This window comes from Bacillus cereus group sp. Bce041 (assembly GCF_052646455.1).
Genome location: NZ_JBQXON010000001.1, coordinates 249,965 through 274,351, shown reverse-complemented (window position 1 = coordinate 274,351; position 24,387 = coordinate 249,965). Strand labels below are relative to the sequence as shown.

Sequence of the window (24,387 nt, the reverse complement as noted above, 5' to 3'; positions counted from 1 at the left end):
ATTGTCCTTTTTCTTATATTTCCATAATGATTGGTAAAATCATTGGACGACGTTTCGTTTTCTCATATAGGAATGGAGCTAATGTGTCTGTAATTTCATTTTTAATTTCAGACCATTGTGTTGTTTTACGCTCCATTACTTTTTCTAAATGAGTTGTAATTAATGTTTGTGCATCATTGATTAAATCGCTACTTTCACGCATGTAAACGAAACCGCGTGAGATGATATCAGGTCCTGCTGCAACTTTAAATTCTTTCATATCAATGCTTACAACTACAATTACAAGTCCTTCTTCAGAAAGGATACGACGATCGCGTAATACGATATTGCCAATATCTCCAATACCGTTCCCATCAATGTAGACCGAACCAGATGGGATTTTTCCAGCTACGCTAGCTTCATCCGAACGTAAAGCAAGAACATCGCCATTATCCATAATGAAGCAATTTTCTTCAGGGATGCCACAATCATTTGCTATGTTCATGTGCATACGCTGCATACGATATTCACCATGAATTGGCATGAAGTACTTCGGTTTAATTAGACGTAACATTAACTTTTGTTCTTCTTGTCCACCGTGTCCACTTGTATGGATATTTGAAAGTTTCCCATGAATTACATCAGCGCCAGCGCGGTACAACATGTTAATTGTACGACTTACGCTAATTGTATTTCCTGGAATTGGTGAAGAAGAGAAAACAACTGTATCTCCAGGAATAATTTGAATTTGGCGGTGTGTACCGTTTGCAATACGTGAAAGTGCTGCCATCGGTTCACCTTGACTACCTGTACATAAAATAACAACTTTATTAGCTGGTAAGCGGTTTAGTTGAGATGCATCTATGAATGTATCTTTCGGGCAACGAATATAACCAAGGTTTTGTCCAATTTCAATCGCTGCTTCCATACTTCGACCAAACACAGCTACTTTACGGTTGTTTTCAACAGCAGCTTCAACAACTTGTTGTAAGCGGTGAATATTTGATGCAAAGGTTGCGAATATAATCCGTCCTTCTACTTTACGGAAAATGTCTTGAATGCTATCACCAACGCGACGCTCAGACATAGTAAAGTTTGGAACTTCACTGTTCGTACTATCAGATAATAGACATAGTACGCCATCTTTACCGATTTCAGCCATTTTTGTTAAATCAGCTGGTTCACCAACTGGTGTGAAGTCAAATTTGAAGTCACCTGTATGAACAACTTGACCTTGAGGTGTTTTCACAACAACGCCGTACGAATCTGGAATACTGTGAGTTGTACGGAAGAAGGATACAGACGTTTTTTTGAATTTAATAACGTCATCTTCTTGAATCTCGTAAAGTTTTGCTTTACGAAGTAAGCCGTGTTCTTCTAATTTGTTTTTGATGAGTGCAATTGCTAATTTTCCGCCGTAAATTGGAATGTTCACTTGACGTAATAGGTAAGGGATTCCGCCGATATGATCTTCGTGACCATGTGTAATGAATAACCCTTTAATTTTATCTTCGTTTCGCACAAAATAAGTGTAGTCTGGTATTACATAATCGATTCCGAGAAGTTCGTCCTCTGGAAATTTAATTCCAGCATCAATTATAATAATTTCATCTTGAAATTGAACAGCGTATGTATTTTTACCGATTTCACCAAGCCCACCGAGAGCAAATACAGCAACTTGGTCGTTTTTTAGAAATTTCATATCGCTATACGATTTCCGCTAATGTTAAATCAGCGTTTTCTTTTTCATATTCAAGATGAGCGCCAGTAACAGACTGAACAAACTCGATATTATATGCGAACTTATTTAATTTTGTACGAACATCCTTTTCAGACGTAGCCTCTAAATATAAAACTTTTGTATTTTCACGTACTGGAACCTCAGTTAATTTTTCTTGATAAAATACTTTAAAAATCATTTGGAAAACCTCTCCTTGTCTATGTTTTGCATTATCTGTTACTTATTATAAAGCAAACAGTCACGATTTTCATGTTTTTTCGAATGAGAATGAAGAAAAAGCCCGAAATGGGCACAATTTAAGCGACTGTCTTTTTACGGACTAGACCATTTAAATAACGCTTGAGCTTTTTCTTCAGCTTCTTCAGCATGATTACTCCTTCCTTTCCTTATTTTAAACATGCCTATTACTAGTGAAAACTCTATCTCTGATATAAGAGATAGGACAAAAGTGAATGGTGAATCTTGTCCTTTCCCATACAGTGAAAGTTATTCTATAGTAACGATCAGTAGCCGTTAGTTATTGGTATAGTATGAGGAAGAATGGAAAAGAAAATTCATCCGAACAAGTATCTACATGTTTTACTAATATATATATGCAAAGTTTACAAATAAGGTCAGAAAGGGAACGCTTTCTTCACAGATGTTTAATATGTTATACTTTTTTTTAGAATTTGAAAAGTGATATTCAAAATAGGAATATAGAGTCCCAGAAAGGATTTTGACAAATGAATGATAAAATTGTCTTTTTTGATATTGATGGAACATTATTAGATCATGATAAAAAAATTCCGCAATCTACACGAGATGCAGTAAAACAGTTACAAGAAAAAGGTGTACATGTAGCAATTGCGACAGGGCGCGCGCCATTTATGTTCGAAGATATTCGTAAGGAACTTGATATACATAATTATGTTAGTTTTAATGGACAATATGTTGTCTTTGAAGATGAGGTAATATTTAATAATCCGTTACATCCAGATGCTTTACATAAGTTTACTCAGTTTGCAAAACAAGAAGGATATCCACTTGTATATCTTGACCATCAAGATATGAGAGCATCAGTGGAATATCATGATTATGTGAAAGAAGGCTTTGGAAGCTTAAACTTTGAGCATCCAGCATATGAGCCTAATTTTTATGAGGAACGTAATATTTATCAAACACTACTTTTTTGTGAAGTAAATGAAGAGGAAAAGTTTATTAATCATTATCCAGATTTCCATTTTATTCGTTGGCATGCATATTCAATGGATATCATTCCGAATGGTGGTTCTAAGGCAAAAGGAATTGAGAAATACATTGAAAAGTTAGGTTTTAATCGTGATCAAGTGTATGCATTTGGAGATGGCTTAAATGATTTAGAAATGATCGAAGCCGTTGGCACAGGTATTGTGATGGGAAATGGCCATGAAGACTTGAAAAAACTTGCAAATCATGTGACAAAGGATGTTAATGAAGACGGTATATATCATGGACTAAAGTGGGCTGGATTGCTATAAGTGAATATGGAACCCATTTCATAATAAAAAGGCGGAAGATTAACTTCCGCCTTTTTATTATTATCGCTCTAGAGGTTTGGAATCATCAGGAGCGGCAAAAGGATTTTCTTTATTGATATGGTCATAGAACATAACGCCATTTAAATGATCAATCTCGTGTTGGAATACGATTGCTGGTAAACCTTTTAAACGTAATTTTACTTCTTCTCCGTTAATAGAAGTTGCTTTTACTGTAATTCTTGTATAACGAGGAACATAACCAGGTACTTCGCGGTCTACAGATAGACAGCCTTCACCACCCTGTAAATATGTACGTTCAACAGAATGGCTAATGATTTTTGGATTGAATAATGCATGGCTATATAATGTACCATCCGCATCGGTTACATGAACTGCAATCATTTTTTTTGAAACACCGATTTGCGGAGCCGCTAATCCGATTCCAGGGCGTAAACTATATTTTTCAGCCATTTCAGGATCTTGGCTATTTATTACGAATTCAATCATTTCTTTTAAGGTAGTTGTATCTTCTTCGCTTGCCGGTAAGGACACCTCTTCTGCAACGTTGCGCAAAATAGGATCTCCTTCGCGAATAACATCTTTCATTGTAAGCATATGTAATCTCTCCTTTCCTCTTTAGTCTACCAAAGGAGATAGAAAAAGTCATCGGCAAGAAAGGGAAGGCATTTTGGAAATCGTTCTATTATAGAGTAGTTATGTATGTGATAAACAGAAAAAGACGGCAAAGCCGTCTTTTTCTTTCCATAGTTGTTTCGTTTTACAATTAGCGAATGCAAGCAGCACCAACGATAATTAAAAGAATAAACAACACAACGATTAAGGCGAAGCCGCGTCCAGACCCGCCACAAGAACCGCCATAACCGTAGGAAGGATATGAACAAGTTGGATAGCAATATGAGTATCCGTACATGAGATGACCTCCTTTATCATTTCCCGCTAATACTGCGGTTACTATAATGTATGGAAGAGAGGGTAGAAATGTATAGGTATTTACCTAAAAAAGGAAGAGTAGTTTGTATATTTTTGTTACGAAGAGAGAAAAACTAAAGAGAATTAAATCGTTTACATATTATTCTAAGAGAAAAAATAAGTGAAAAAGGGAATAATATAACAGTAGGTCAATGCTTACTAATACAGATGTAAAAAATAAAAACACGTTTGTGTAGTAGAAACCTGCATATTATTTATAAAAAAACGTATTCAAAGTAATTGACATCGTAATTAGAATAGTTGTAAACTAAAAAACGTGATCAAGATTGTATTAATATGTTTCTGAAAAAACATTAGTACAGATTGTTAGGTACACAAAATTATTCTCAACCGACATACAAACATGTTGGTTTACATCGTTGCGCTTTTTAAACTGGAAAATAGCCAGTGAAAGCGTTTCAGAATATGGTTCAAGAGAGGAAGAGGTGAACGGAATGGGTACTAAAACAAAAAAGACCCTATTTAATGTTGATGAGCAAATGAAAGCTATCGCAGCTCAATTTGAAACATTACAAATTTTAAATGAAAACGGTGAAGTTGTGAATGAAGCAGCTATGCCTGAATTATCTGATGATCAATTAAAAGAATTAATGCGTCGTATGGTGTATACTCGCGTATTAGATCAACGTTCTATTTCTTTAAACCGTCAAGGACGTTTAGGTTTCTACGCACCTACAGCTGGACAAGAAGCTTCTCAATTAGCAAGTCATTTCGCACTTGAAGCAGAAGACTTCATCTTACCAGGATACCGTGATGTACCACAATTAGTATGGCACGGATTACCATTATACCAAGCATTCTTATTCTCTCGTGGACACTTCATGGGTAACCAAATGCCTGAGAATGTAAATGCATTAGCTCCACAGATCATTATCGGTGCGCAAATCATCCAAACTGCTGGTGTTGCGTTAGGTATGAAACTACGTGGTAAAAAATCTGTTGCAATTACTTACACTGGTGACGGTGGTGCTTCACAAGGTGACTTCTACGAAGGTATGAACTTTGCAGGTGCATTCAAAGCTCCAGCAATCTTCGTTGTTCAAAACAACCGTTATGCAATCTCTACTCCAGTAGAAAAGCAATCTGCAGCTAAAACTGTAGCACAAAAAGCAGTAGCAGCAGGTATTTACGGAATTCAAGTAGACGGTATGGATCCATTAGCTGTATACGCAGCAACTGCTTTCGCTCGTGAGCGCGCAGTAAATGGCGAAGGCCCTACTTTAATCGAGACTTTAACATTCCGTTACGGTCCACATACAATGGCTGGTGATGACCCAACTCGTTACCGTACAAAAGATATCGAAAACGAATGGGAACAAAAAGACCCAATCGTACGCTTCCGTAAGTTCTTAGAAGCTAAAGGCCTATGGTCTCAAGAAGTTGAAGAGACAGTAATCGAAGAAGCAAAAGAAGATATCAAACAAGCAATTGCTAAGGCTGACCAAGCTCCAAAACAAAAAGTAACTGATTTAATGGAAATCATGTACGAAAAAATGCCTTACAACTTAGCTGAACAATATGAAATCTACAAAGAAAAGGAGTCGAAGTAAGCCATGGCTCAAATGACAATGATTCAAGCAATCACTGATGCTTTACGCGTTGAAATGAAAAATGACCCTAACGTACTTGTATTTGGTGAAGACGTTGGTGTAAACGGCGGTGTATTCCGTGCTACTGAAGGTTTACAAGCTGAATTTGGTGAAGATCGTGTAATGGATACTCCACTTGCAGAGTCTGGTATTGGTGGACTTGCAGTTGGTCTTGCACTTGAAGGATTCCGTCCAGTTCCAGAAATCCAATTCTTCGGTTTCGTTTATGAAGTAATGGATTCAATTTCTGGTCAATTAGCTCGTATGCGTTACCGTTCTGGTGGACGTTGGACTGCTCCAGTAACAGTTCGTTCTCCATTCGGTGGTGGTGTTCATACTCCTGAACTTCATGCTGATAGCTTAGAAGGATTAGTGGCTCAACAACCTGGTCTAAAAGTTGTTATTCCATCTACTCCATACGATGCTAAAGGTCTTTTAATCTCTGCGATTCGTGACAACGATCCAGTTATCTACTTAGAGCATATGAAATTGTACCGTTCATTCCGTCAAGAGGTACCAGAAGGTGATTACACAATTGATTTAGGTAAAGCTGATATCAAACGTGAAGGTACAGATGTATCTGTTATCGCTTACGGTGCTATGGTTCACGCTGCATTAAAAGCTGCTGAAGAACTTGAAAAAGAAGGTATCTCTTTAGAGGTTGTTGACTTACGTACAGTTCAACCATTAGATATCGAAACAATCATCGCTTCTGTTGAAAAAACAGGTCGCGTAGTTGTAGTTCAAGAAGCTCAAAAACAAGCTGGTATTGCAGCTAACGTTGTAGCGGAAATTAACGACCGTGCAATCTTAAACTTAGAAGCTCCAGTTGTACGTGTTGCAGCTGCTGATACAGTATTCCCATTCTCTCAAGCAGAGAGCGTATGGTTACCAAACCACAAAGATATTGTTGAAGCTGTAAACAAAGTAATGAACTTCTAATTTTTAGCTTTTCATGTGCAAAAGAAATCAGCACATGCTGGTTTCTTTTGTACATATTCCATAATAATGAAATGAATCAGGGGGCTGAATTCCGTGGCATTTGAATTTAAACTACCAGATATCGGTGAAGGTATCCACGAAGGTGAAATCGTAAAATGGTTTATTAAACCAGGCGATGAAGTAAACGAAGACGATGTACTTCTTGAAGTACAAAATGATAAAGCAGTAGTAGAAATCCCTTCTCCTGTTAAAGGTAAAGTACTTGAAGTACTTGTAGAAGAAGGAACAGTTGCAATCGTAGGAGATACATTAATTAAATTTGATGCTCCTGGATACGAAAACCTTAAATTTAAAGGTGACGATCATGATGAAGCTCCAAAAGCTGAAGAAGCAGCAGTAGAAGCTCCAGCAGCGGAAGCTACTCCAGCAGCAACTGCAGAAGTAGTAAATGAGCGCGTAATTGCTATGCCATCTGTTCGTAAATACGCTCGTGAAAAAGGTGTAGACATTCATAAAGTAGCTGGTACTGGTAAGAATGGCCGTATCGTAAAAGCTGACATCGATGCATTTGCAAATGGTGGACAAACTGTAGCAGCAACTGAGGCTCCAGCAGCAGTAGAAGCTACTCCAGCAGCAGCGAAAGAAGAAGCACCAAAAGCACAACCAATCCCAGCTGGTGAATATCCAGAAACTCGTGAGAAAATGAGTGGTATCCGTAAAGCGATTGCGAAAGCAATGGTTAACTCTAAACACACAGCTCCTCACGTAACATTAATGGACGAAGTAGATGTAACAGAACTTGTTGCTCACCGTAAGAAGTTCAAAGCAGTAGCGGCTGACAAAGGTATTAAATTAACTTACCTTCCGTACGTTGTTAAAGCTTTAACATCTGCATTACGTGAATACCCAATGTTAAACACTTCTTTAGACGATGCATCTCAAGAAGTAGTTCATAAACATTACTTCAACATCGGTATCGCAGCTGATACAGACAAAGGTCTATTAGTACCAGTTGTTAAAGATACAGATCGTAAGTCTATCTTCACAATCTCTAACGAGATCAATGATCTTGCTGGTAAAGCACGTGAAGGTCGTCTAGCTCCAGCTGAAATGAAAGGTGCTTCTTGCACAATTACAAACATTGGTTCTGCAGGTGGACAATGGTTCACTCCAGTTATCAACCACCCAGAAGTAGCAATCCTTGGTATCGGCCGTATCGCTGAAAAACCAGTTGTGAAAAACGGTGAGATCGTTGCAGCTCCAGTATTAGCATTATCTCTAAGCTTTGACCATCGTTTAATTGACGGTGCAACTGCTCAAAAAGCGTTAAACCAAATTAAACGTCTATTGAATGACCCACAATTATTAGTAATGGAGGCGTAATAACAATGGTAGTAGGAGATTTCCCAATTGAATTAGATACAGTCGTTGTTGGTGCAGGTCCTGGTGGATACGTTGCGGCAATTCGTGCAGCACAATTAGGTCAAAAGGTAGCAATCATTGAAAAAGCTAACCTTGGTGGCGTATGCTTAAACGTTGGATGTATTCCTTCAAAAGCGTTAATCAATGCAGGTCATCGTTATGAGAATGCAATGCATTCTGATGACATGGGTATTACTGCAGAAAACGTAAAAGTTGACTTTACAAAAGTTCAAGAATGGAAAAACGGCGTAGTTAAGAAATTAACTGGCGGTGTTGAAGGCCTTCTTAAAGGTAACAAAGTTGAAATCATTCGCGGTGAAGCTTACTTCGTAGATGCTAATACATTACGCGTTATGACTGAAGATGCAGCTCAAACTTATACGTTTAAAAATGCTGTTCTTGCAACTGGTTCTACACCAATCGAAATTCCAGGATTCAAATACTCTAAACGTGTTATCAACTCTACAGGTGCTTTAAGCTTACCTGAAATTCCTAAAAAACTTGTTGTAATCGGCGGCGGTTACATCGGTATGGAATTAGGTACTGCATATGCTAACTTCGGTACAGAAGTTACTGTAGTAGAAGCTGGCGACGAAATCTTAGCTGGTTTCGAAAAAGCTATGAGCTCTGTTGTTAAACGTGCTCTACAGAAAAAAGGTAACGTAAATATCCATACAAAAGCTATGGCTAAAGGCGTTGAAGAAACAGAAACTGGCGTAAAAGTTAGCTTTGAAGTTAAAGGTGAAATCCAAACTGTAGAAGCAGATTACGTATTAGTAACTGTAGGTCGTCGTCCAAACACTCAAGAAATCGGTCTTGAGCAAGTTGGAGTTAAAATGACTGACCGCGGCATCATCGAAATCGATGAGCAATGTCGTACAAATGTACCAAACATCTATGCAATCGGTGATATCGTTCCTGGACCACCATTAGCTCACAAAGCTTCTTACGAAGGTAAAGTAGCTGTAGAAGCAATTAGTGGCCATGCATCAGCTATCGATTACATCGGAATTCCTGCAGTATGCTTCACTGATCCAGAACTAGCATCTGTTGGTTACACTAAAAAACAAGCTGAAGAAGCTGGAATGACTGTAACTGTATCTAAGTTCCCATTCGCTGCTAACGGTCGTGCATTATCATTAAACAGCACTGACGGTTTCCTACAACTTGTAACACGTAAAGAAGATGGTCTTCTTGTAGGTGCTCAAGTTGCAGGTGCAGGTGCTTCTGATATTATTTCTGAGATTGGTTTAGCTATCGAAGCTGGAATGACAGCTGAAGATATCGCTCAAACAATCCATGCTCACCCAACATTAGGTGAAATCACAATGGAAGCAGCTGAAGTTGCTCTTGGAATGCCAATTCACATTGTAAAATAATTTAAGTAATGTAAATAGCCCTTCTCTTATTGTAAGAGAGGGGCTATTTTTATTTTCATCAAATGACTTGCAAGGTCTTTAAACGTACTTGTCGAATGAATATATAATACTTTAACAAATGATTCAGGCTTAACTTACTTCGAAGGTAATATATATCATCCTATAATATGTAATTGATTCAAACTTACCCCCATATATTAATAAAATAGAGCATGTCAAAGGAGAAGGTTCCATGAAAATATTACATGTTATATTTTATCATTTACTACTATGGAGTGGCTTTTCCACTGTATTAACATTATCGAATGGTGATAAGTTTCATTATAAAGTTATTCTTTTTTTCGTATTTCTATATTTAGCCTATGTAATAGCATATTTTGTATTGCACGTAAGAAAGCAAGCTTTATTTCTTACATGTTCGAATTGTATATTATTTTTAATCATATTATCTATTTTTTAAATTAGCGTTTATAAAAATACATTGTTCTTCCATTAAATAATTGTAACTCTCCTTCTAATTTCTTCGCTAAAAAACGGCAAAATTCATTTGCTTTCCCTTTGTCACCAAATGTTGCATTAGGTGGTAAAGAAACTTGGATGAAAGATTGTTCATTTTCTATACCAACACCAATATAAATTGAGTCATACCGGTCGTGAGTGGATTGAAGTTTTAATGTTGTTGTAGATGTATCTAAAATTTCATAAGGAAAAGCGGTATTTGTATACGTGTAATTAATTTGGGCACCAGTTTTAGAAGTAACTGTTTTATAATAATGAAAAAGTTGTTTTATATCATCTATTGAAACTGATTGTTGGTTGGATTTCGGTACAAGCGTAATAAAGGCGTGTTGCATATAAGTTCCCCCTAGCTTAGTAGAATACTATCATTCTACATCCTACTGAATTTTTTGACAATTAAAAGGAGTATTACATGTTTTGTTTAATATACTATTAATGAAACGTGATGTAGAAAGGTGGAAACCAATGTTTGAAAAATTGTATGATGAGCATGAAAGTGTGAAGGTACGATTTTTAGGGTTTATGACACATGATACACGTTATGATTTTGGTGTTATTTATACAAATATGTTTTTTGGAAAGCCGCTCATTGTTTGTATGCAAACAGGAAGGTCTACTTTACTCGGACGAGATGATGTAGAGAATGTTCAATATATACAGGAGATTTTTAAATTAGGATCAGAAGAGGAAGCAAAGGAGTTAGCTCAGTTTTTCAAATTTCTAGTTCCGTCAACTTCTTTACATGCGGAATATGAAGAATAATTAATGTGAAACAGTCGTACTTATAAATATGGCTGTTTTTTTATTTTAATATCGCATACTAATTTAAATTAAAAATATTTAATGTGTTATACTAAAAACCTATTGACGTAAAAAGTATAACATATTAAAATAAAGGCAGAAAGTTAAGCGGTTACAAAAAGTTTTTGGGATTATAAACTTAGGGGGAAATGAAAAATGGGAACAATCGTATGTCAAGATTGTGAAGGTACAATTGCACACTTCGAAGATGAGAAAGTAACGGTACTTTACGGGAAATGTGGATCTTGCGGATGTGATCACACAGAGCATACAAAAGCCCAATAATTGATAGGAAATGGACAGCTAAAAGTTTTTAGGACCATAAACTTAGGGGGAAATGAAAATGGGAACAATCGTATGCCAAGTATGTGAAGGAACAATCGGACATTTTGAAGATGAGAAAACGACGGTACTTTACGGAAAATGTGGAACAAATTGTGACTGTGCTAGAAAAGATAATGCGAAAGCTTAATGATAAATAAATAGATTACTATTAAAACTCAGGGGGAAATGAAAATGGGAACAATCGTATGCCAAGTATGTGAAGGAACAATTGGACATTTTGAAGATGAAAAATCAACAGTACTATACGGGAAATGTGGATCTCATTGCGAATGTGACCATAAAGAACATACAAAAGCTTAATAATAAGAAAAAGCGCCTACATGTGTAGGCGCTTTTTTAATAAATTGTAGTTGTATGACCAACTGTTGCAACGATTGCATCATCCCTAATCGGAATAAAGCTTATGGAGGTCTGTGGTGTACTAGAAGAAGCGTATTGGCTCATTATACGACTATCGATACGGGTAATAGTATCGGTCAAGAAAGCTGAAATAAAAGCGTAAGGGACTCGTCGTTCATTTAATGAATAAATAATTTCTTCTTTTGTTTTTACACCTACGCCATGCCCGTAAAAAAAGAAATTTCCTAAATAGATTGTATTTTCTCCTTGCCATTCAATCGTAGCTGGATTTACTTGTGGGTTTTTAAAGTAAACGAGGTCACCTGGAACAAGATCGCCACCGTTTTTTGTTATGAGCCTTAGATCTTGGTCGTAGTCCCATGTATAAAGTAAAAGGTTTGCAAATAGACGATTGAAAGTTTCTTCCTCATACAATGATAGTAAAGCTTTATAAAAAATAATGATCATAGCGGTTGCGCATTCAGTTCCATATAGTTTTCCGTTTTTGAAAATATCCTGTATGGCAATAGAAGGTGGTATGTTTGGAAGAAGCTCGAATCCTCCAAGAGACGTTCTTTTCCAATACTGGGGGTTGCAAAAGGATTGTTGAAATGTACGAAACTGAAATCCACTTTGAAAAAGCTCTAGTGCAGAGATAATAATATTAACTCGTAAATTGAGATCAAAGCTGAGTTCATCAGCTGTTCGGAAGGAATAAACTTCTTGATTTCCTGCCATTATTGATAAAATTTGTTGTTTCTCTGCTGCAAATGGCTCGTATTCATTTGTAATATAAGGATGTACAATAGAACGGCCTATTACAATCATAATAGTATCCCCACCTATACGTTACATTCTTAAGTATCGTATGAAGAAAAGGAAAAAAGGTGAAAAAAAAGCCTATCAACTGATAGGCTTGTACTCTTTAATAACACGTAATGTTTGTAATGTCATATCTTCAGGACCTTGTACAGGTAAACCTGCTTCTAAGTTTTTACGAATATACTCTAAGTTTTCTTGTGTAATAATTTCCCCCGGAGTAAAGATTGGAATCCCTGGCGGATAAACCATAACAAAATCAGCTATAATACGACCCGCTGCATTTTCAAATGGAATGACTTCTGTTTCCGAATAAAAAGCATCTCGAGGAGAAAGTGCTAGCACTGGAATTTCTGGAATCTCTACTTGTACTTGAACACCTTTATCTGCCCTATTTCTAAATGTTGCTGCTAAATCTTGTAATGCTGCAATAAGTGTATTTGTATCACTTTCTGTATCTCCCAAAGTGATAAGACATAGTATGTTGTATAGATCTGAGAGTTCTACTTCAATGTTATATTGCTCTCTAAGCCATACTTCAGCTTGGTGGCCGGTAATACCTAAATCTTTTACAGATACAATTATCTTTGTAGGATCATAGTTAAAGGTAGCATCTGTACCTAACATTTCTTTTCCAGGACAGTAAAGATGCTCAATAGAATTTATAGCATCACGAACATGCTCAGCTAATTGTATTGTTTGTTCTATGAGTGCTGTTCCTTCTGTAGCAAGACGTTTTCTCGCAACATCAAGGGATGCTAACAAGATGTAAGAAGTTGATGTAGTTGTAAGCATGCTAATAATAGATTGGACATGCTTTACATTCACTAAGCCTTCTTTCACATTAAGAATAGAACTTTGAGTTAAAGAGCCTCCTAATTTGTGAACACTTGTTGCTGCCATATCCGCACCAGCTTGCATCGCTGACATAGGTAATTCATCGTGAAAATGAATATGAACACCATGAGCTTCGTCGACTAGTACAGGGATGTCATAAGAATGTGCTAATTGTACAATCTGTTCTAAGTCTGCAGCAAACCCAAAGTACGTTGGGTTAATAACAAGTAAGCCCTTTGCATCTGAGTGCTCTTCAAGTGCTTTTTTGACAGATTGAATTGTGATTCCATGAGAAATACCGAGCTTCGGATCGATTTCAGGATGCATGAAAATCGGTTTTGCACCTGAGAAAATAATAGCTGACATTACTGATTTATGCACGTTTCGTGGTACTAGGATTTTGTCACCAGGACCGCAAACGCTCATCACCATTGTCATAATAGCGCCACTTGTACCTTGAATAGAAAAGAAAGTATGATCTGCACCGAATGCGGCTGCTGCTAAATCTTGTGCTTCTTTAATCATACCTTTTGGATGATGTAAATCATCGAGTGGCGCAATATTAATTAAATCAATTGCTAATGCATTATGCCCAATAAATTCGCGAAATGTAGGATCCATGCCCTGTCCTTTTTTATGACCAGGAATATGGAATTGAATTGGATTTCGCTTACTGTGCTCAACTAAAGCGGTAAACAATGGTGTTTCGTATTGGGACAATCTATACACCCCTTCTTCTTCATAATATTTAGTGTAATTTGTTTTATATAATCCTGCTCTAAAAAAGTGTAGCCCTTTTTAGAATAAGGCTTGTTTTTCTGCCATTCAAAAAATCGTTTTTGAGATGGTAGCTTCACTTTATTTTCTATAAAACAAAAGCATTATATCACCAATAATTATAGATGTATAGAAAAAAATATTTTTAAGGTGAGTATGTTTAATAGTTAGCCTCAACTAATGAATAGAGGAAGACAATTCCATTAAAATGAATAAATAGTGTATAATGCAGAGTGGCTATAATGAAGAATAAAATATTCTCTTTAAGATAGCATAATGAAACAAGAAGAAATGATAAATGAGGTGCAAAATGGAATATCAATATCCGTTAGATTATGATTGGTCAAATGAGGAAATGGTTACAATGGTGAAGTTTTATGAAGCGATTGAGAAAGCTTATGAAAAAGGAATTATAAGAGAAGAGTTAATGGGTTTATATCGTCGTTTTAAAGAGATTGTTCCATCGAAAGCAGAAGAAAAGAAAATTGATAAAGAATTTCAAGAGGTAAGTGGATACTCTATATATCGTGCTATTCAAAGGGCAAAAGAAGTCGAAGAACAAAAGCTTGTAAAAATGTAAAAAATATTTTGAAAAATAAAAACTGAAGTGATATAATGTGATAACAACTAAAAACGGACAATATAAATTGTCCGTTTTCTACTATCGATTACAAAGTGCATATAAAGGAAGGAGTGATTGCATCGTAGATTCAATCTTAGCAAGGAATTGTTCGTTGGTCATTGCTGAAAACTCCTCTGGTGATATATGAATACCAACTAATAATTCTGCTTTTTTTACAGTAGCTAATCGTTCAATCATCTTTTGTAAGTCTTCGGTTTCAAGTGTTTTATGTAATTTCACACTTGGTTTAGTATGGTCAATGGACCAAACGAAGTCATTTGGAATATTTGTTTTTAAATCATTTAAATGTTCTAAGAAGGCATGAGCCGTCTCAACTTTTTGTGGACACTCATAGATTAAACCAAAGTATATGAAGGCATGAGTACCCCATAAGCCGATTTGGAAATGCGGTAGCATTTTATATCCTCGTTTATTTGTTGAAAAAGCAACCCAAGTATCGTTTGGTGGATTGACTTTGCGGCGTGCGTGTTTTGCAACATGATAAAAAAAGTTCTCATCAGTTTGTTTGGATAAGTATTCTGCAAATTGTTCCCCTAAAGCTTCTAGCTTAGGATGAATGTTCGTTTTAATTGCACTCATTCGTTCTTCGAGACCATCAACTGTAAAGACATCAAAATCAGTTGACTTGAATGTTTGTATTGTCATGATTGTTCCTCCAACTCCTATTTTGCTTTTATTTTAGCATAGCTTGTACTATTCATAAAAAAAACAGCACAAAAAAATTTAAATAAAAAAATATAATTTTGTTGCATAGATGATTTATCCAACATAGTATAGTATAAAACAAAAAATCAGAAAATTGAATTAATTCTAGTCCGAGGGCAGACGAATATTGGGAGGAGGCAAATAATATGAGACAGGTGATTAATGCGTTAAAGAGAACAGATGCTGAAAAGAGAATACCGGTGCTACGTTTGGAGCTAGATTATGAATTAGCAACTTTATATGATGCGATGATGGAAGATGATAACCAGAAAAAAGAAGAGTGTGTACAAAAGTTAGAAGTATTAAGACTTGAAATGATTCGCTTAGAAGCGTAATAATAGTATATGTATAAAAAATTAGTTGGTGCGAACCTTATAAAGGGTTCGTTTTTTCTGTGAACAGTATAGATCGGAGTGTTTAAACATGCAAGAAGTATGGAAAGACATCGATGCACACGCCAAACGGTGGATTCGGGATGCAGGAGAGCATTTAATGGCATCAATGAAAAAAGCACTTATTATAGAAACAAAATCAAATGCAGCTGACTTAGTTACAAATATGGACCGAGAGATAGAACAGTTTTTAATTGGGAAAATTAAAGAAACATTCCCGAATCATAATATTTTAGGAGAAGAGGGTTATGGAGACGAGATAACGTCTTCTGACGGGGTTGTTTGGTTAATTGATCCAATTGACGGCACGATGAACTTTGTTCATCAAAAAAGAAATTTTGCGATTTCAATTGGGATTTATGAGAACGGTATCGGAAAGATTGGACTTATATATGATCCAGTGCATGATGAGCTATATCATGCAGTCAAGGGATCTGGAGCTTTTTGTAATGATATATCAATTCCTCCATTGGAAAAAGGAACTGTAGAGCAAGGTATTGTAGCTTTAAATGCGATATGGCTTACAGATAATCCATTGCTTAATATGGAAAGTATGATGGCACTTGTTAAGAAAGCAAGGGGCACAAGGTCATATGGCTGTGCAGCATTAGAGATGGTATACGTTGCAACAGGAAGAATAGATGCATATGTAACGCCGAGATTATCACCATGGGATTTTGGCGGAGGGCAGATAATTGTAGAAGAAGTTGGAGGTAAGGTGACGACATTCTCTGGAGCGCCACTTTCTATCATAGAGAAGAGCAGTGTGTTAGTTGCAAAACCAGGAGTGTATGAAGAAGTGTTATCGTTTATATGAGAGCAACAAAAAAAGTAAGAGGCTGTGTATAAGCTTCTTACTTTTTAGCGTTATTGTGATTTGCGCATTTTTCTTTTTGTTACAAAACCGTATCCAACTGTAACAAATGTGCCGATAATGCAAATAATAATACCGATTGGACTATTTTCAGCAATCATAATGCCGATACCGATTAAGAAAATAACACCGATAATTGCAGTTAATAAAAAGCGATATTGAATGTGTTCCATTTCTTCACCCTCCAATCTCATTTTACTTTCACAAAAGTAAGAATACAACTATATTTTCATTCTTGCTTTTATTTTAATTGCTATTGTATCCCCTTCGCTCTTATAATAGAGAAGGATTAAAAAGACATTAGGAGTTGGACATGTTGAAAAAACGACAAGATTTACGTAATATAGCAATTATTGCCCACGTTGACCATGGTAAAACAACACTTGTTGACCAGTTATTACGTCAAGCGGGGACTTTCCGTGCGAACGAACACGTTGAAGAACGCGCAATGGATTCAAATGATCTAGAAAGAGAACGCGGTATTACAATTTTAGCGAAAAATACAGCGATTCACTATGAAGATAAAAGAATTAACATTTTAGATACACCTGGTCACGCTGACTTCGGTGGAGAAGTAGAACGTATCATGAAAATGGTTGATGGTGTTTTACTTGTTGTTGATGCATATGAAGGTTGTATGCCACAAACACGATTTGTTTTAAAGAAAGCTCTTGAGCAAAACTTAACTCCAATCGTAGTTGTAAACAAAATTGACCGTGACTTTGCTCGTCCAGATGAAGTAGTTGATGAAGTAATCGACTTATTCATTGAGCTTGGTGCAAACGAAGATCAATTAGAGTTCCCAGTTGTATTTGCATCAGCAATGAACGGAACAGCAAGCTTAGATTCAAATCCAGCAAATCAAGAAGAGAATATGAAATCATTATTCGATACAATTATCGAACATATTCCAGCACCAATTGATAACAGCGAAGAGCCACTTCAATTCCAAGTAGCACTTCTTGATTACAACGACTACGTTGGACGTATTGGAGTTGGTCGCGTATTCCGCGGTACAATGAAGGTTGGACAACAAGTTGCTTTAATGAAAGTAGACGGAAGCGTGAAGCAATTCCGCGTAACGAAATTATTCGGTTACATGGGATTAAAACGTCAAGAAATTGAAGAAGCAAAAGCAGGGGACTTAGTAGCCGTTTCTGGTATGGAAGACATTAACGTAGGTGAAACAGTATGTCCAGTTGAACATCAAGATGCGTTACCATTATTACGTATTGATGAGCCAACACTACAAATGACGTTCCTTGTAAATAACAGCCCATTTGCAGGTCGTGAAGGTAAATACATTACATCTCGTAAAATTGAAGAGCGTCTTCGTTCACAATTAGAAACAGATGTAAGTTTACGTGTAGATAATACAGATTCTCCTGATGCGTGGATCGTATCTGGACGTGGGGAACTACATTTATCTATCTTAATTGAAAACATGCGTCGTGAAGGTTATGAATTACAAGTATCTAAGCCAGAAGTAATCATTAAAGAAGTTGATGGCGTAAGATGTGAGCCTGTAGAGCGCGTACAAATCGATGTACCTGAAGAATACACTGGTTCTATTATGGAATCTATGGGTGCACGTAAAGGTGAAATGTTAGATATGGTGAATAACGGAAACGGTCAAGTTCGCCTTACTTTCATGGTTCCAGCACGTGGTTTAATTGGTTACACAACAGAATTCTTAACATTAACTCGTGGTTACGGTATTTTAAACCATACATTCGATTGCTACCAACCAGTACACGCTGGACAAGTTGGTGGACGTCGCCAAGGTGTTCTAGTTTCACTTGAAACAGGAAAAGCATCACAATACGGTATTATGCAAGTTGAAGACCGTGGTGTAATCTTCGTTGAACCAGGTACAGAAGTATATGCTGGTATGATTGTCGGAGAACACACTCGTGAGAACGACTTAACAGTTAACGTTGTGAAAATGAAACAACAAACTAACATTCGTTCTGCGACGAAAGATCAAACTTCAACAATGAAGAAACCACGCCTAATGACTTTAGAAGAATCATTAGAGTACTTAAACGATGACGAGTTCTGTGAAGTAACTCCAGAATCAATTCGTCTACGTAAAAAGATTCTGGATAAGAGTGAGCGCGAAAGAGCTGCTAAGAAAAAGAAATCTGTTGAAGCGTAAAAATAAAAAAACAACGCCCTTTATAAAGGGCGTTGTTTTTTTATTTTGTTTATTTTTTAGAATATTTACTCTTTTTTGTGGACAGTATTTTTTTTGCGAGTTACTCTTGTATTAAGTGTATAAAGAAAATTGCATTTTACTGCTAGGGGGGGAAGAGTGTGTTAGAAAGGATGTCTTTTTTTGCAAAATTGTGTAAGGTAGATGAAAATCCAGAGTTAGGAATGTGGTTACTTTATGGGACGATTATTATATTAAGTGCTCTCGTTTATAATTTAGGGTTTGCTAGAAAGTTGTCTGTACTAAAAAATATTGTGATATACATATCATTAGCAATTGGATGCACAGTATTAACCTTTTTTGCTGTGTTTTTACCTGTTGGAGAAGGACTTGTTGTAGCGGCAATTGTACTTGGAATTTATAGACTGCGTTTGCGTCAAGCGAAACAACAAAAAGCAGGATAAGAAAGGGGAGTTTTCATGCGTTCAGTACAAGATGCACTATATAATTGGTTAACAATTAAAACAGTTGCGGAAGCACGTCCAGATGATAGTGCTGCAAAAGAAACATATTTGTTATTTCAAAATATGGTATATGAAGAACATAAATTAAGAAATGTGGAAGTCGAAAAGAACGAGGAAATGTATTTAATTACATATGAAATAAATGGAGAACGGAAATCTGCAAGGTTTCCGTTAGAAGCCATTGATTGTTTTTTGGATCAGATGAATCGTGAACCAGAAAAATATAAATAAGTCCTTATCTATATGAGTAAGGACTTATTTACATTTTACCAATCATCTTCGATTTTTTTATCACGATATAATCGGAAATTACCACTTGCATGACGTTCCATTGTACGCTCTGCAATTCGTTCCGAACATTCCATGCACATATATGTATGAATAGGGCGATTACGCAGTTTTTTTGCCATAGGATTTTCATCATCTAACATATCTTTTTTATCACAAATCATACATTTGACTCTCATTTCGTCACCTCAATACGAATTCTATCAGTATAAGTATATCATGGAAGTATAATGTTTTTGAATAATAGTGGGAAAAAATAATATTTTCGCAATTCAAAAAATAAGTTATGATAAGGATATACCAAGTATATTTGGAGGTGAAAATATGGCGAATGTAGTAGAGCCTACCTTAACAGAGGATTTAGTACAAACGTTGCGTAAAGAGTGTATTGTTATGATAGCAACGACAGATTTCGAAAAACAAGTTCCTAACGTAAGTGCTATTTCTTGGGTGTATGCAGTGAGTGAAACTAGTATTCGATTTGCAGTAGATCAACGTTCACGTATTGTGGAAAATATACGTCATAATACAGGTGTGGTATTGACTATAATGGCGAATGAATCCGTATTTTCTATAAGTGGTGCAGGTGAAATTTTGACAGATAGAATGGAAGGTATTTCTCTAAAATTAACTGTAATAGAAGTAAAGGTGCAAGAAGTGCGTGATGTTATGTTTTATGGAGCGAAACTTGCAATTGAACCAACATATGAAAAAACATATGATCTTCGGGCAGCGAAAAAGCTGGATAACGAAGTGTTAGTAGGGATAAGAGAATTATAAAGATGCTAAATAAGAAATTCGTTTATTCACTTTTGTAGTCGGTTATTGTGATTTAACGTTAATAATTATAATAAAAAGTAATATATTGAATAGAAATGAATAAAGAATAAATAAAAGGTTTAATGACTATGATTTTCGATTCTACCTCGTTTACACGGTACATATAATTATAACAATGGTTCGTCCATATTTTATGGATGAAACCCTTGTTCTACAAATTTAAAAGTGGAGTCAGGGGGTAACAGGTTGGATAAAATTTATGTGTTAGATACGAATGTACTTTTGCAGGATCCTTTATCTATTTTTTCATTTGAAACCAATGAAGTAGTGATTCCAGCAGTTGTATTAGAAGAGGTTGATTCGAAAAAACGTTATATGGATGAAGTAGGAAGAAACGCTCGTTATGTATCTAAGTTAATAGATAAATTTCGTGAAATAGGAAAGCTGCATGAAAGTATCCCGCTAGAAAACGGCGGAACATTTCGTATTGAATTGAACCATCGTTCATTTGTGCAACTACAAGATATTTTTGTAGAAAAAACAAATGATAATCGAATTTTAGCTGTAGCAAAAAATCTATCTTTAGAAGAACAGGAAAAAGAGGACGGGAAGTCTGTTATTTTAGTAAGTAAAGATGTACTCGTAAGGGTAAAAGCTGATGCAATTGGTTTGAAGGCTGAAGATTATTTAAGTGATCGCGTAATTGAAGTAGAAAATATATATTCTGGTTTTTTAGAAGGATATATATCAAAAGAACAATTGGATTATTTTTATGAGAAAGGTGAATTGCCTCTATCTGAAATTGCGAATCATCCTTTTTACCCAAATCAATTTGTAGTAATGAAAGATGCATTAGGGGGCTCTAGTTCTGCGCTTGGCATTGTGGATCACTTAGGGAAGAAGGTAAAGAAACTTATTTTTCACAATGAACAAGTGTGGGGGATACGACCACGAAACGTGCAGCAAATTATGGGATTAGAATTGTTGCTTCGTGAAGATATTCCGCTTGTAACGTTAACGGGGAAAGCCGGCACAGGAAAAACGTTACTTGCGTTAGCTTCGGGACTTATGCAAACAGAAGACTTAGGGTTATATAAAAAATTACTTGTGGCAAGACCAATTGTTCCAGTCGGAAAAGATATCGGTTATTTACCAGGAGAAAAAGAAGAAAAATTAAGACCATGGATGCAGCCAATTTTTGATAACCTAGAGTATTTATTTAATACGAAAAAGCCAGGAGAGTTAGATGCTATTTTAGCTGGAATGGGTTCGATTGAAGTAGAAGCCCTTACTTATATACGCGGGAGAAGTATTCCAGATCAGTTCATTATCATTGACGAAGCACAAAATTTAACAAAGCATGAAGTGAAGACGATATTAACTAGGGTAGGGGAAAAGAGTAAGATTGTATTGATGGGAGATCCTCAGCAAATTGATCACCCATATTTAGATGAATATAATAATGGCTTAACGTATGTTGTAGAGAAGTTTAAAGAACAGCGTATTAGTGGTCATGTGAAGTTTGTTAAAGGGGAGCGATCTAATTTAGCTCAACTAGCAGCAGATTTATTGTAAAAAGGAGTGAGCTTAAGCTCACTCCTTTTCTTTAAATAATTGTAAATTTACGGATGTTACGGATTGGATTTTGTTGATTAGATCCATCATTGAAATAGAGATGAACAGGCCCGTCTTCTTTTAATGGTTTTCCTTCTTTTGAAAAGCCTAGTATAGCATTTTTGACAGTTTCTAATGGAAGTGTCATTGTATGATCTACCGTTTCAATTTCAACTTGCGTAGCGTCCTCTAAAATTTCAGCGTTAGCAAGGAATGGATGAAATGGTATACCAAATGTTCCAGTAATCAGCTGTTCTTTTTTATATTTCTTTACACTTTGTTGTATCGGTGGGAAGGCAGCACCATCACGAATTTCACGATCCCAATGTTCTGAAGTGTTTTTTAAATAAGTTTCTAGTTCAGACGTGTTTTCTCTAGTTTCATCAAAGTAAGTTGTCAAATCTACTTTTCGATCATCAAAGATCCAAACAGTTGGATCAATAGTGATTGGAAAACGTACTTTTCCGTTAATAAATAAAATTTCGCTCATTGTTGTTCCCCCATTTGTGTTATACTCCCACTTTTCAGTATAATAGCATTAGACACTGTTGTCACAAAAAATGTTTCTATTGCAATTTATTAAAACTATCGCTAATATTAATAGATAGGATAGAGGAGAGTAGGACGGAAACGGAGGGAATCAATTTGGCGTCTGAGACAGTAGCAAATCATCAGGAAAAGGCACTAGCCCTTCTACAAGCGGATGCAGAGAAGATTTTAAGACTTATTAAGGTGCAAATGGACCATCTTACAATGCCGCAATGTCCATTATATGAAGAAGTGTTAGACACACAAATGTTTGGACTATCCCGCGAGGTCGATTTTGCAGTTCGCCTTGGTCTTATTGCAGAAGAACAAGGGAAAGCAATGTTAGGTGAGCTCGAACGTGAGTTGTCTGCACTTCATGAAGCATTTACAAACAAACAACAATAACGGGTTCAAATAAGGGGGCTCAAACTAAATTAGTTTGAGCTTTTTATTTGTATAATAAAGCAGGAAGAATCAATATACATATGGAATACAACAATAATTAAATTGAAACAGAAAGAGGAAATGAAATGAAAAAAGTATGGAAATCAATGGATTATTCATTGTTACTTCCTCTTGTTATCTTATGTGTGCTGGGAGTAATAATGGTATATAGTTCTAGTTCCATTGTTGCGATTTCGCGATTTGATAAACCAGCAAATTTCTTTTTTAAAAGACAATTAATTACTTTAGCTGCTGGAACAGTGTTATTAATAATTCTTGCTATTATCCCATATAAAGTGTGGAGAAAACGAATCTTTTTATTGGGGAGTTATGGAATTAGTGTTGCATTATTAGCAGCAGCTGCCTTTTTCACTAAGAAAGTAAACGGTGCAAACGGGTGGATATTTGGAATACAGCCTGCAGAATTTGTTAAGATAACAGTTATTCTCGTCTTAGCTCATTTCTTTGCCAAAAGACAAGAAACGAATACACCTGTTTCCAAAGGGTCAGGTCCAGTACTTATTGGTGTTGGTATAATCATGTTTTTAATATTAAAGCAAAATGATTTAGGTACTGATTTGTTAATTGCAGGAACAGTAGGAATTATGTTCCTTTGTTCGGGAGTACAGGTTAACTTATGGATTAAACGAATTGCTTTAACTTCTATAGTATGGATTCCGGCACTATATCTTCTTGGCAATTATGCATTAAATCCATATCAAAAGGCACGTTTTTCTGTTTTCCTTGATCCGTTTAATGATCCTCAAAAGGATGGATTCCAATTGGTGAATTCATTTATTGGAATTGCTTCTGGAGGGCTTAATGGTAGGGGATTAGGAAATAGTGTGCAAAAGTATGGTTATTTACCAGAACCACAAACGGATTTTATTATGGCAATTATATCGGAAGAACTTGGTTTTATAGGCGTAGCAATCATTTTGATTTGTTTATTGCTTATAATTATTCGATCATTTAGAGTCGCACAAAAGTGTACAGATCCATTTGGAAGTTTAATAGCTATCGGAATTGCAAGCTTGTTTGGAGTTCAAACGTTTATTAATGTTGGTGGTATGTCTGGAGTAATACCACTTACCGGAGTACCATTACCGTTTGTCAGTTACGGTGGTAGTTCTTTATTAGCTAATCTACTTGCGATGGGGATACTACTCAATATTGCTAGTCACGTGAAACGACAAGAGAAACAACAGAATGGATTAATGAAAGAAAAAGAACAAAATGGACCACATCTTGTAGTTGTAAAATAAAAACACATTGTGCTTTAGAGCATGATGTGTTTTTATTTTTAAGTAGTTTTAAATATGATGTACTAATTTCTCTTTCAGTTAAAAGATATATCACATTAAGTTAAATGTGATATACAATTAAGTTGTTAGAAAAGGAAGAGGTATGCTATACTATTTTTGTGAAACAAATTGCACAG

At 35.9% G+C, this 24,387-nt stretch carries 31 protein-coding genes; 20 read left to right on the top strand and 11 right to left on the bottom strand.

Annotated elements, in window-relative coordinates:
• Positions 1-13: 13 nt before the first annotated feature.
• Positions 14-1,681, bottom strand: a complete 1,668-nt coding sequence (gene rnjA / locus ACUN13_RS01315; RefSeq protein ID WP_000670377.1) for a ribonuclease J1 — start codon at positions 1,679-1,681, stop codon at positions 14-16.
• Positions 1,682-1,685: 4 nt separating this feature from the next.
• The gene (locus tag ACUN13_RS01310) at positions 1,686-1,898 is read right to left on the bottom strand and encodes a DNA-dependent RNA polymerase subunit epsilon (RefSeq protein ID WP_000576435.1); all 213 of its coding nucleotides are present in this window, start codon (positions 1,896-1,898) and stop codon (positions 1,686-1,688) included.
• 547 nt (positions 1,899-2,445) lie between these two features.
• Here ACUN13_RS01310 and ACUN13_RS01305 point away from each other — a divergent pair.
• Complete coding sequence (locus ACUN13_RS01305) at positions 2,446-3,219, top strand: Cof-type HAD-IIB family hydrolase (RefSeq protein ID WP_000998268.1); 774 nt, start codon at positions 2,446-2,448, stop codon at positions 3,217-3,219.
• Positions 3,220-3,279: 60 nt separating this feature from the next.
• Here the strand turns inward: ACUN13_RS01305 and def are convergent, their stop codons facing one another.
• Positions 3,280-3,834 carry a peptide deformylase gene (gene def, locus ACUN13_RS01300; protein ID WP_000957048.1) on the bottom strand — a complete coding sequence of 185 codons (555 nt, stop codon included), beginning with the start codon at positions 3,832-3,834 and terminating at the stop codon, positions 3,280-3,282.
• A gap of 169 nt (positions 3,835-4,003) precedes the next feature.
• Complete coding sequence (locus ACUN13_RS01295; protein WP_000274562.1) at positions 4,004-4,150, bottom strand: YjcZ family sporulation protein; 147 nt, start codon at positions 4,148-4,150, stop codon at positions 4,004-4,006.
• Positions 4,151-4,664: 514 nt separating this feature from the next.
• On the opposite strand from ACUN13_RS01295, the gene pdhA reads away from it, so the two are divergent.
• The 5 genes from pdhA (at position 4,665) to ACUN13_RS01270 (ending at position 10,022) form a co-directional block, all read left to right on the top strand.
• Complete coding sequence (gene pdhA, locus ACUN13_RS01290; RefSeq protein ID WP_000536895.1) at positions 4,665-5,780, top strand: pyruvate dehydrogenase E1 component subunit alpha; 1,116 nt, start codon at positions 4,665-4,667, stop codon at positions 5,778-5,780.
• A 3-nt stretch (positions 5,781-5,783) separates the two neighbouring features.
• Complete coding sequence (pdhB, locus tag ACUN13_RS01285) at positions 5,784-6,761, top strand: pyruvate dehydrogenase complex E1 component subunit beta (RefSeq protein ID WP_000068168.1); 978 nt, start codon at positions 5,784-5,786, stop codon at positions 6,759-6,761.
• A gap of 93 nt (positions 6,762-6,854) precedes the next feature.
• Positions 6,855-8,144, top strand: a complete 1,290-nt coding sequence (gene pdhC, locus ACUN13_RS01280; protein ID WP_000863419.1) for a pyruvate dehydrogenase complex dihydrolipoyllysine-residue acetyltransferase — start codon at positions 6,855-6,857, stop codon at positions 8,142-8,144.
• Positions 8,145-8,149: 5 nt separating this feature from the next.
• Entirely contained in the window at positions 8,150-9,562 is a 1,413-nt protein-coding gene (gene lpdA, locus ACUN13_RS01275) for a dihydrolipoyl dehydrogenase (RefSeq protein WP_000260104.1), read from the top strand.
• Positions 9,563-9,794: 232 nt separating this feature from the next.
• The gene (locus ACUN13_RS01270) at positions 9,795-10,022 is read left to right on the top strand and encodes a hypothetical protein (protein WP_000697469.1); all 228 of its coding nucleotides are present in this window, start codon (positions 9,795-9,797) and stop codon (positions 10,020-10,022) included.
• 1 nt (position 10,023) lies between these two features.
• Here ACUN13_RS01270 and ACUN13_RS01265 read toward each other — a convergent pair whose 3' ends face one another.
• On the bottom strand, positions 10,024-10,416 hold the full coding sequence (locus tag ACUN13_RS01265) for a DUF1885 family protein (protein ID WP_001163302.1): 393 nt from the start codon (positions 10,414-10,416) through the stop codon (positions 10,024-10,026).
• A 130-nt stretch (positions 10,417-10,546) separates the two neighbouring features.
• Here ACUN13_RS01265 and ACUN13_RS01260 point away from each other — a divergent pair, with 130 nt between their 5' ends.
• The 4 genes from ACUN13_RS01260 to ACUN13_RS01245 all read left to right on the top strand — a co-directional run bounded on the left by ACUN13_RS01260 (position 10,547) and on the right by ACUN13_RS01245 (position 11,527).
• On the top strand, positions 10,547-10,843 hold the full coding sequence (locus ACUN13_RS01260; RefSeq protein ID WP_000462038.1) for a DUF3055 domain-containing protein: 297 nt from the start codon (positions 10,547-10,549) through the stop codon (positions 10,841-10,843).
• A 195-nt stretch (positions 10,844-11,038) separates the two neighbouring features.
• Positions 11,039-11,167 carry a GapA-binding peptide SR1P gene (locus ACUN13_RS01255; protein ID WP_000536778.1) on the top strand — a complete coding sequence of 43 codons (129 nt, stop codon included), beginning with the start codon at positions 11,039-11,041 and terminating at the stop codon, positions 11,165-11,167.
• 58 nt (positions 11,168-11,225) lie between these two features.
• Positions 11,226-11,354, top strand: a complete 129-nt coding sequence (locus ACUN13_RS01250) for a GapA-binding peptide SR1P (protein ID WP_000536803.1) — start codon at positions 11,226-11,228, stop codon at positions 11,352-11,354.
• A gap of 44 nt (positions 11,355-11,398) precedes the next feature.
• On the top strand, positions 11,399-11,527 hold the full coding sequence (locus ACUN13_RS01245) for a GapA-binding peptide SR1P (protein WP_000536796.1): 129 nt from the start codon (positions 11,399-11,401) through the stop codon (positions 11,525-11,527).
• A gap of 36 nt (positions 11,528-11,563) precedes the next feature.
• Here the strand turns inward: ACUN13_RS01245 and ACUN13_RS01240 are convergent, their stop codons facing one another.
• Positions 11,564-12,394, bottom strand: a complete 831-nt coding sequence (locus ACUN13_RS01240; RefSeq protein ID WP_000635337.1) for a protein-glutamine gamma-glutamyltransferase — start codon at positions 12,392-12,394, stop codon at positions 11,564-11,566.
• Positions 12,395-12,469: 75 nt separating this feature from the next.
• The gene (speA, locus tag ACUN13_RS01235; protein WP_000084899.1) at positions 12,470-13,942 is read right to left on the bottom strand and encodes an arginine decarboxylase; all 1,473 of its coding nucleotides are present in this window, start codon (positions 13,940-13,942) and stop codon (positions 12,470-12,472) included.
• 367 nt (positions 13,943-14,309) lie between these two features.
• Between speA and ACUN13_RS01230 the strand changes: the two genes are divergently transcribed.
• Complete coding sequence (locus tag ACUN13_RS01230; protein WP_000456562.1) at positions 14,310-14,579, top strand: UPF0223 family protein; 270 nt, start codon at positions 14,310-14,312, stop codon at positions 14,577-14,579.
• 81 nt (positions 14,580-14,660) lie between these two features.
• Here the strand turns inward: ACUN13_RS01230 and ACUN13_RS01225 are convergent, their stop codons facing one another.
• Positions 14,661-15,287 carry a YktB family protein gene (locus tag ACUN13_RS01225; protein ID WP_000155317.1) on the bottom strand — a complete coding sequence of 209 codons (627 nt, stop codon included), beginning with the start codon at positions 15,285-15,287 and terminating at the stop codon, positions 14,661-14,663.
• A 206-nt stretch (positions 15,288-15,493) separates the two neighbouring features.
• Between ACUN13_RS01225 and ACUN13_RS01220 the strand changes: the two genes are divergently transcribed.
• Together ACUN13_RS01220 and ACUN13_RS01215 are read left to right on the top strand one after the other, a co-directional pair.
• Positions 15,494-15,682, top strand: coding sequence for a hypothetical protein (locus tag ACUN13_RS01220; RefSeq protein WP_001250165.1), 189 nt, complete (start codon positions 15,494-15,496; stop codon positions 15,680-15,682).
• A gap of 88 nt (positions 15,683-15,770) precedes the next feature.
• The gene (locus tag ACUN13_RS01215; RefSeq protein WP_001158701.1) at positions 15,771-16,556 is read left to right on the top strand and encodes an inositol monophosphatase family protein; all 786 of its coding nucleotides are present in this window, start codon (positions 15,771-15,773) and stop codon (positions 16,554-16,556) included.
• A 50-nt stretch (positions 16,557-16,606) separates the two neighbouring features.
• Here ACUN13_RS01215 and ACUN13_RS01210 read toward each other — a convergent pair whose 3' ends face one another.
• A complete protein-coding gene (locus ACUN13_RS01210) occupies positions 16,607-16,786 on the bottom strand; it encodes a DUF5325 family protein (protein ID WP_000400127.1) in 180 nt (59 codons plus the stop codon).
• A 140-nt stretch (positions 16,787-16,926) separates the two neighbouring features.
• Between ACUN13_RS01210 and typA the strand changes: the two genes are divergently transcribed.
• The 3 genes from typA to ACUN13_RS01195 all read left to right on the top strand — a co-directional run bounded on the left by typA (position 16,927) and on the right by ACUN13_RS01195 (position 19,523).
• Positions 16,927-18,771, top strand: coding sequence for a translational GTPase TypA (gene typA / locus ACUN13_RS01205; RefSeq protein ID WP_000914762.1), 1,845 nt, complete (start codon positions 16,927-16,929; stop codon positions 18,769-18,771).
• Between the two features lie 158 nt (positions 18,772-18,929).
• Complete coding sequence (locus ACUN13_RS01200; RefSeq protein WP_000893662.1) at positions 18,930-19,232, top strand: YlaH-like family protein; 303 nt, start codon at positions 18,930-18,932, stop codon at positions 19,230-19,232.
• A 15-nt stretch (positions 19,233-19,247) separates the two neighbouring features.
• Positions 19,248-19,523 carry a hypothetical protein gene (locus ACUN13_RS01195; protein ID WP_001258151.1) on the top strand — a complete coding sequence of 92 codons (276 nt, stop codon included), beginning with the start codon at positions 19,248-19,250 and terminating at the stop codon, positions 19,521-19,523.
• 35 nt (positions 19,524-19,558) lie between these two features.
• Here the strand turns inward: ACUN13_RS01195 and ACUN13_RS01190 are convergent, their stop codons facing one another.
• Positions 19,559-19,759: a YlaI family protein gene (locus ACUN13_RS01190; RefSeq protein WP_002082250.1), complete on the bottom strand. Its 201-nt coding sequence runs from the start codon at positions 19,757-19,759 to the stop codon at positions 19,559-19,561.
• A gap of 145 nt (positions 19,760-19,904) precedes the next feature.
• Between ACUN13_RS01190 and ACUN13_RS01185 the strand changes: the two genes are divergently transcribed.
• On the top strand, positions 19,905-20,360 hold the full coding sequence (locus tag ACUN13_RS01185; RefSeq protein ID WP_000024593.1) for a pyridoxamine 5'-phosphate oxidase family protein: 456 nt from the start codon (positions 19,905-19,907) through the stop codon (positions 20,358-20,360).
• A gap of 246 nt (positions 20,361-20,606) precedes the next feature.
• Positions 20,607-21,935, top strand: coding sequence for a PhoH family protein (locus ACUN13_RS01180; protein ID WP_000358083.1), 1,329 nt, complete (start codon positions 20,607-20,609; stop codon positions 21,933-21,935).
• A gap of 31 nt (positions 21,936-21,966) precedes the next feature.
• Here the strand turns inward: ACUN13_RS01180 and ACUN13_RS01175 are convergent, their stop codons facing one another.
• Complete coding sequence (locus ACUN13_RS01175) at positions 21,967-22,464, bottom strand: hypothetical protein (RefSeq protein ID WP_001289809.1); 498 nt, start codon at positions 22,462-22,464, stop codon at positions 21,967-21,969.
• Positions 22,465-22,619: 155 nt separating this feature from the next.
• Between ACUN13_RS01175 and ACUN13_RS01170 the strand changes: the two genes are divergently transcribed.
• Complete coding sequence (locus ACUN13_RS01170; protein ID WP_000135694.1) at positions 22,620-22,907, top strand: YlaN family protein; 288 nt, start codon at positions 22,620-22,622, stop codon at positions 22,905-22,907.
• 125 nt (positions 22,908-23,032) lie between these two features.
• Complete coding sequence (locus ACUN13_RS01165) at positions 23,033-24,211, top strand: FtsW/RodA/SpoVE family cell cycle protein (protein WP_025689183.1); 1,179 nt, start codon at positions 23,033-23,035, stop codon at positions 24,209-24,211.
• Positions 24,212-24,387 lie beyond the last annotated feature (176 nt).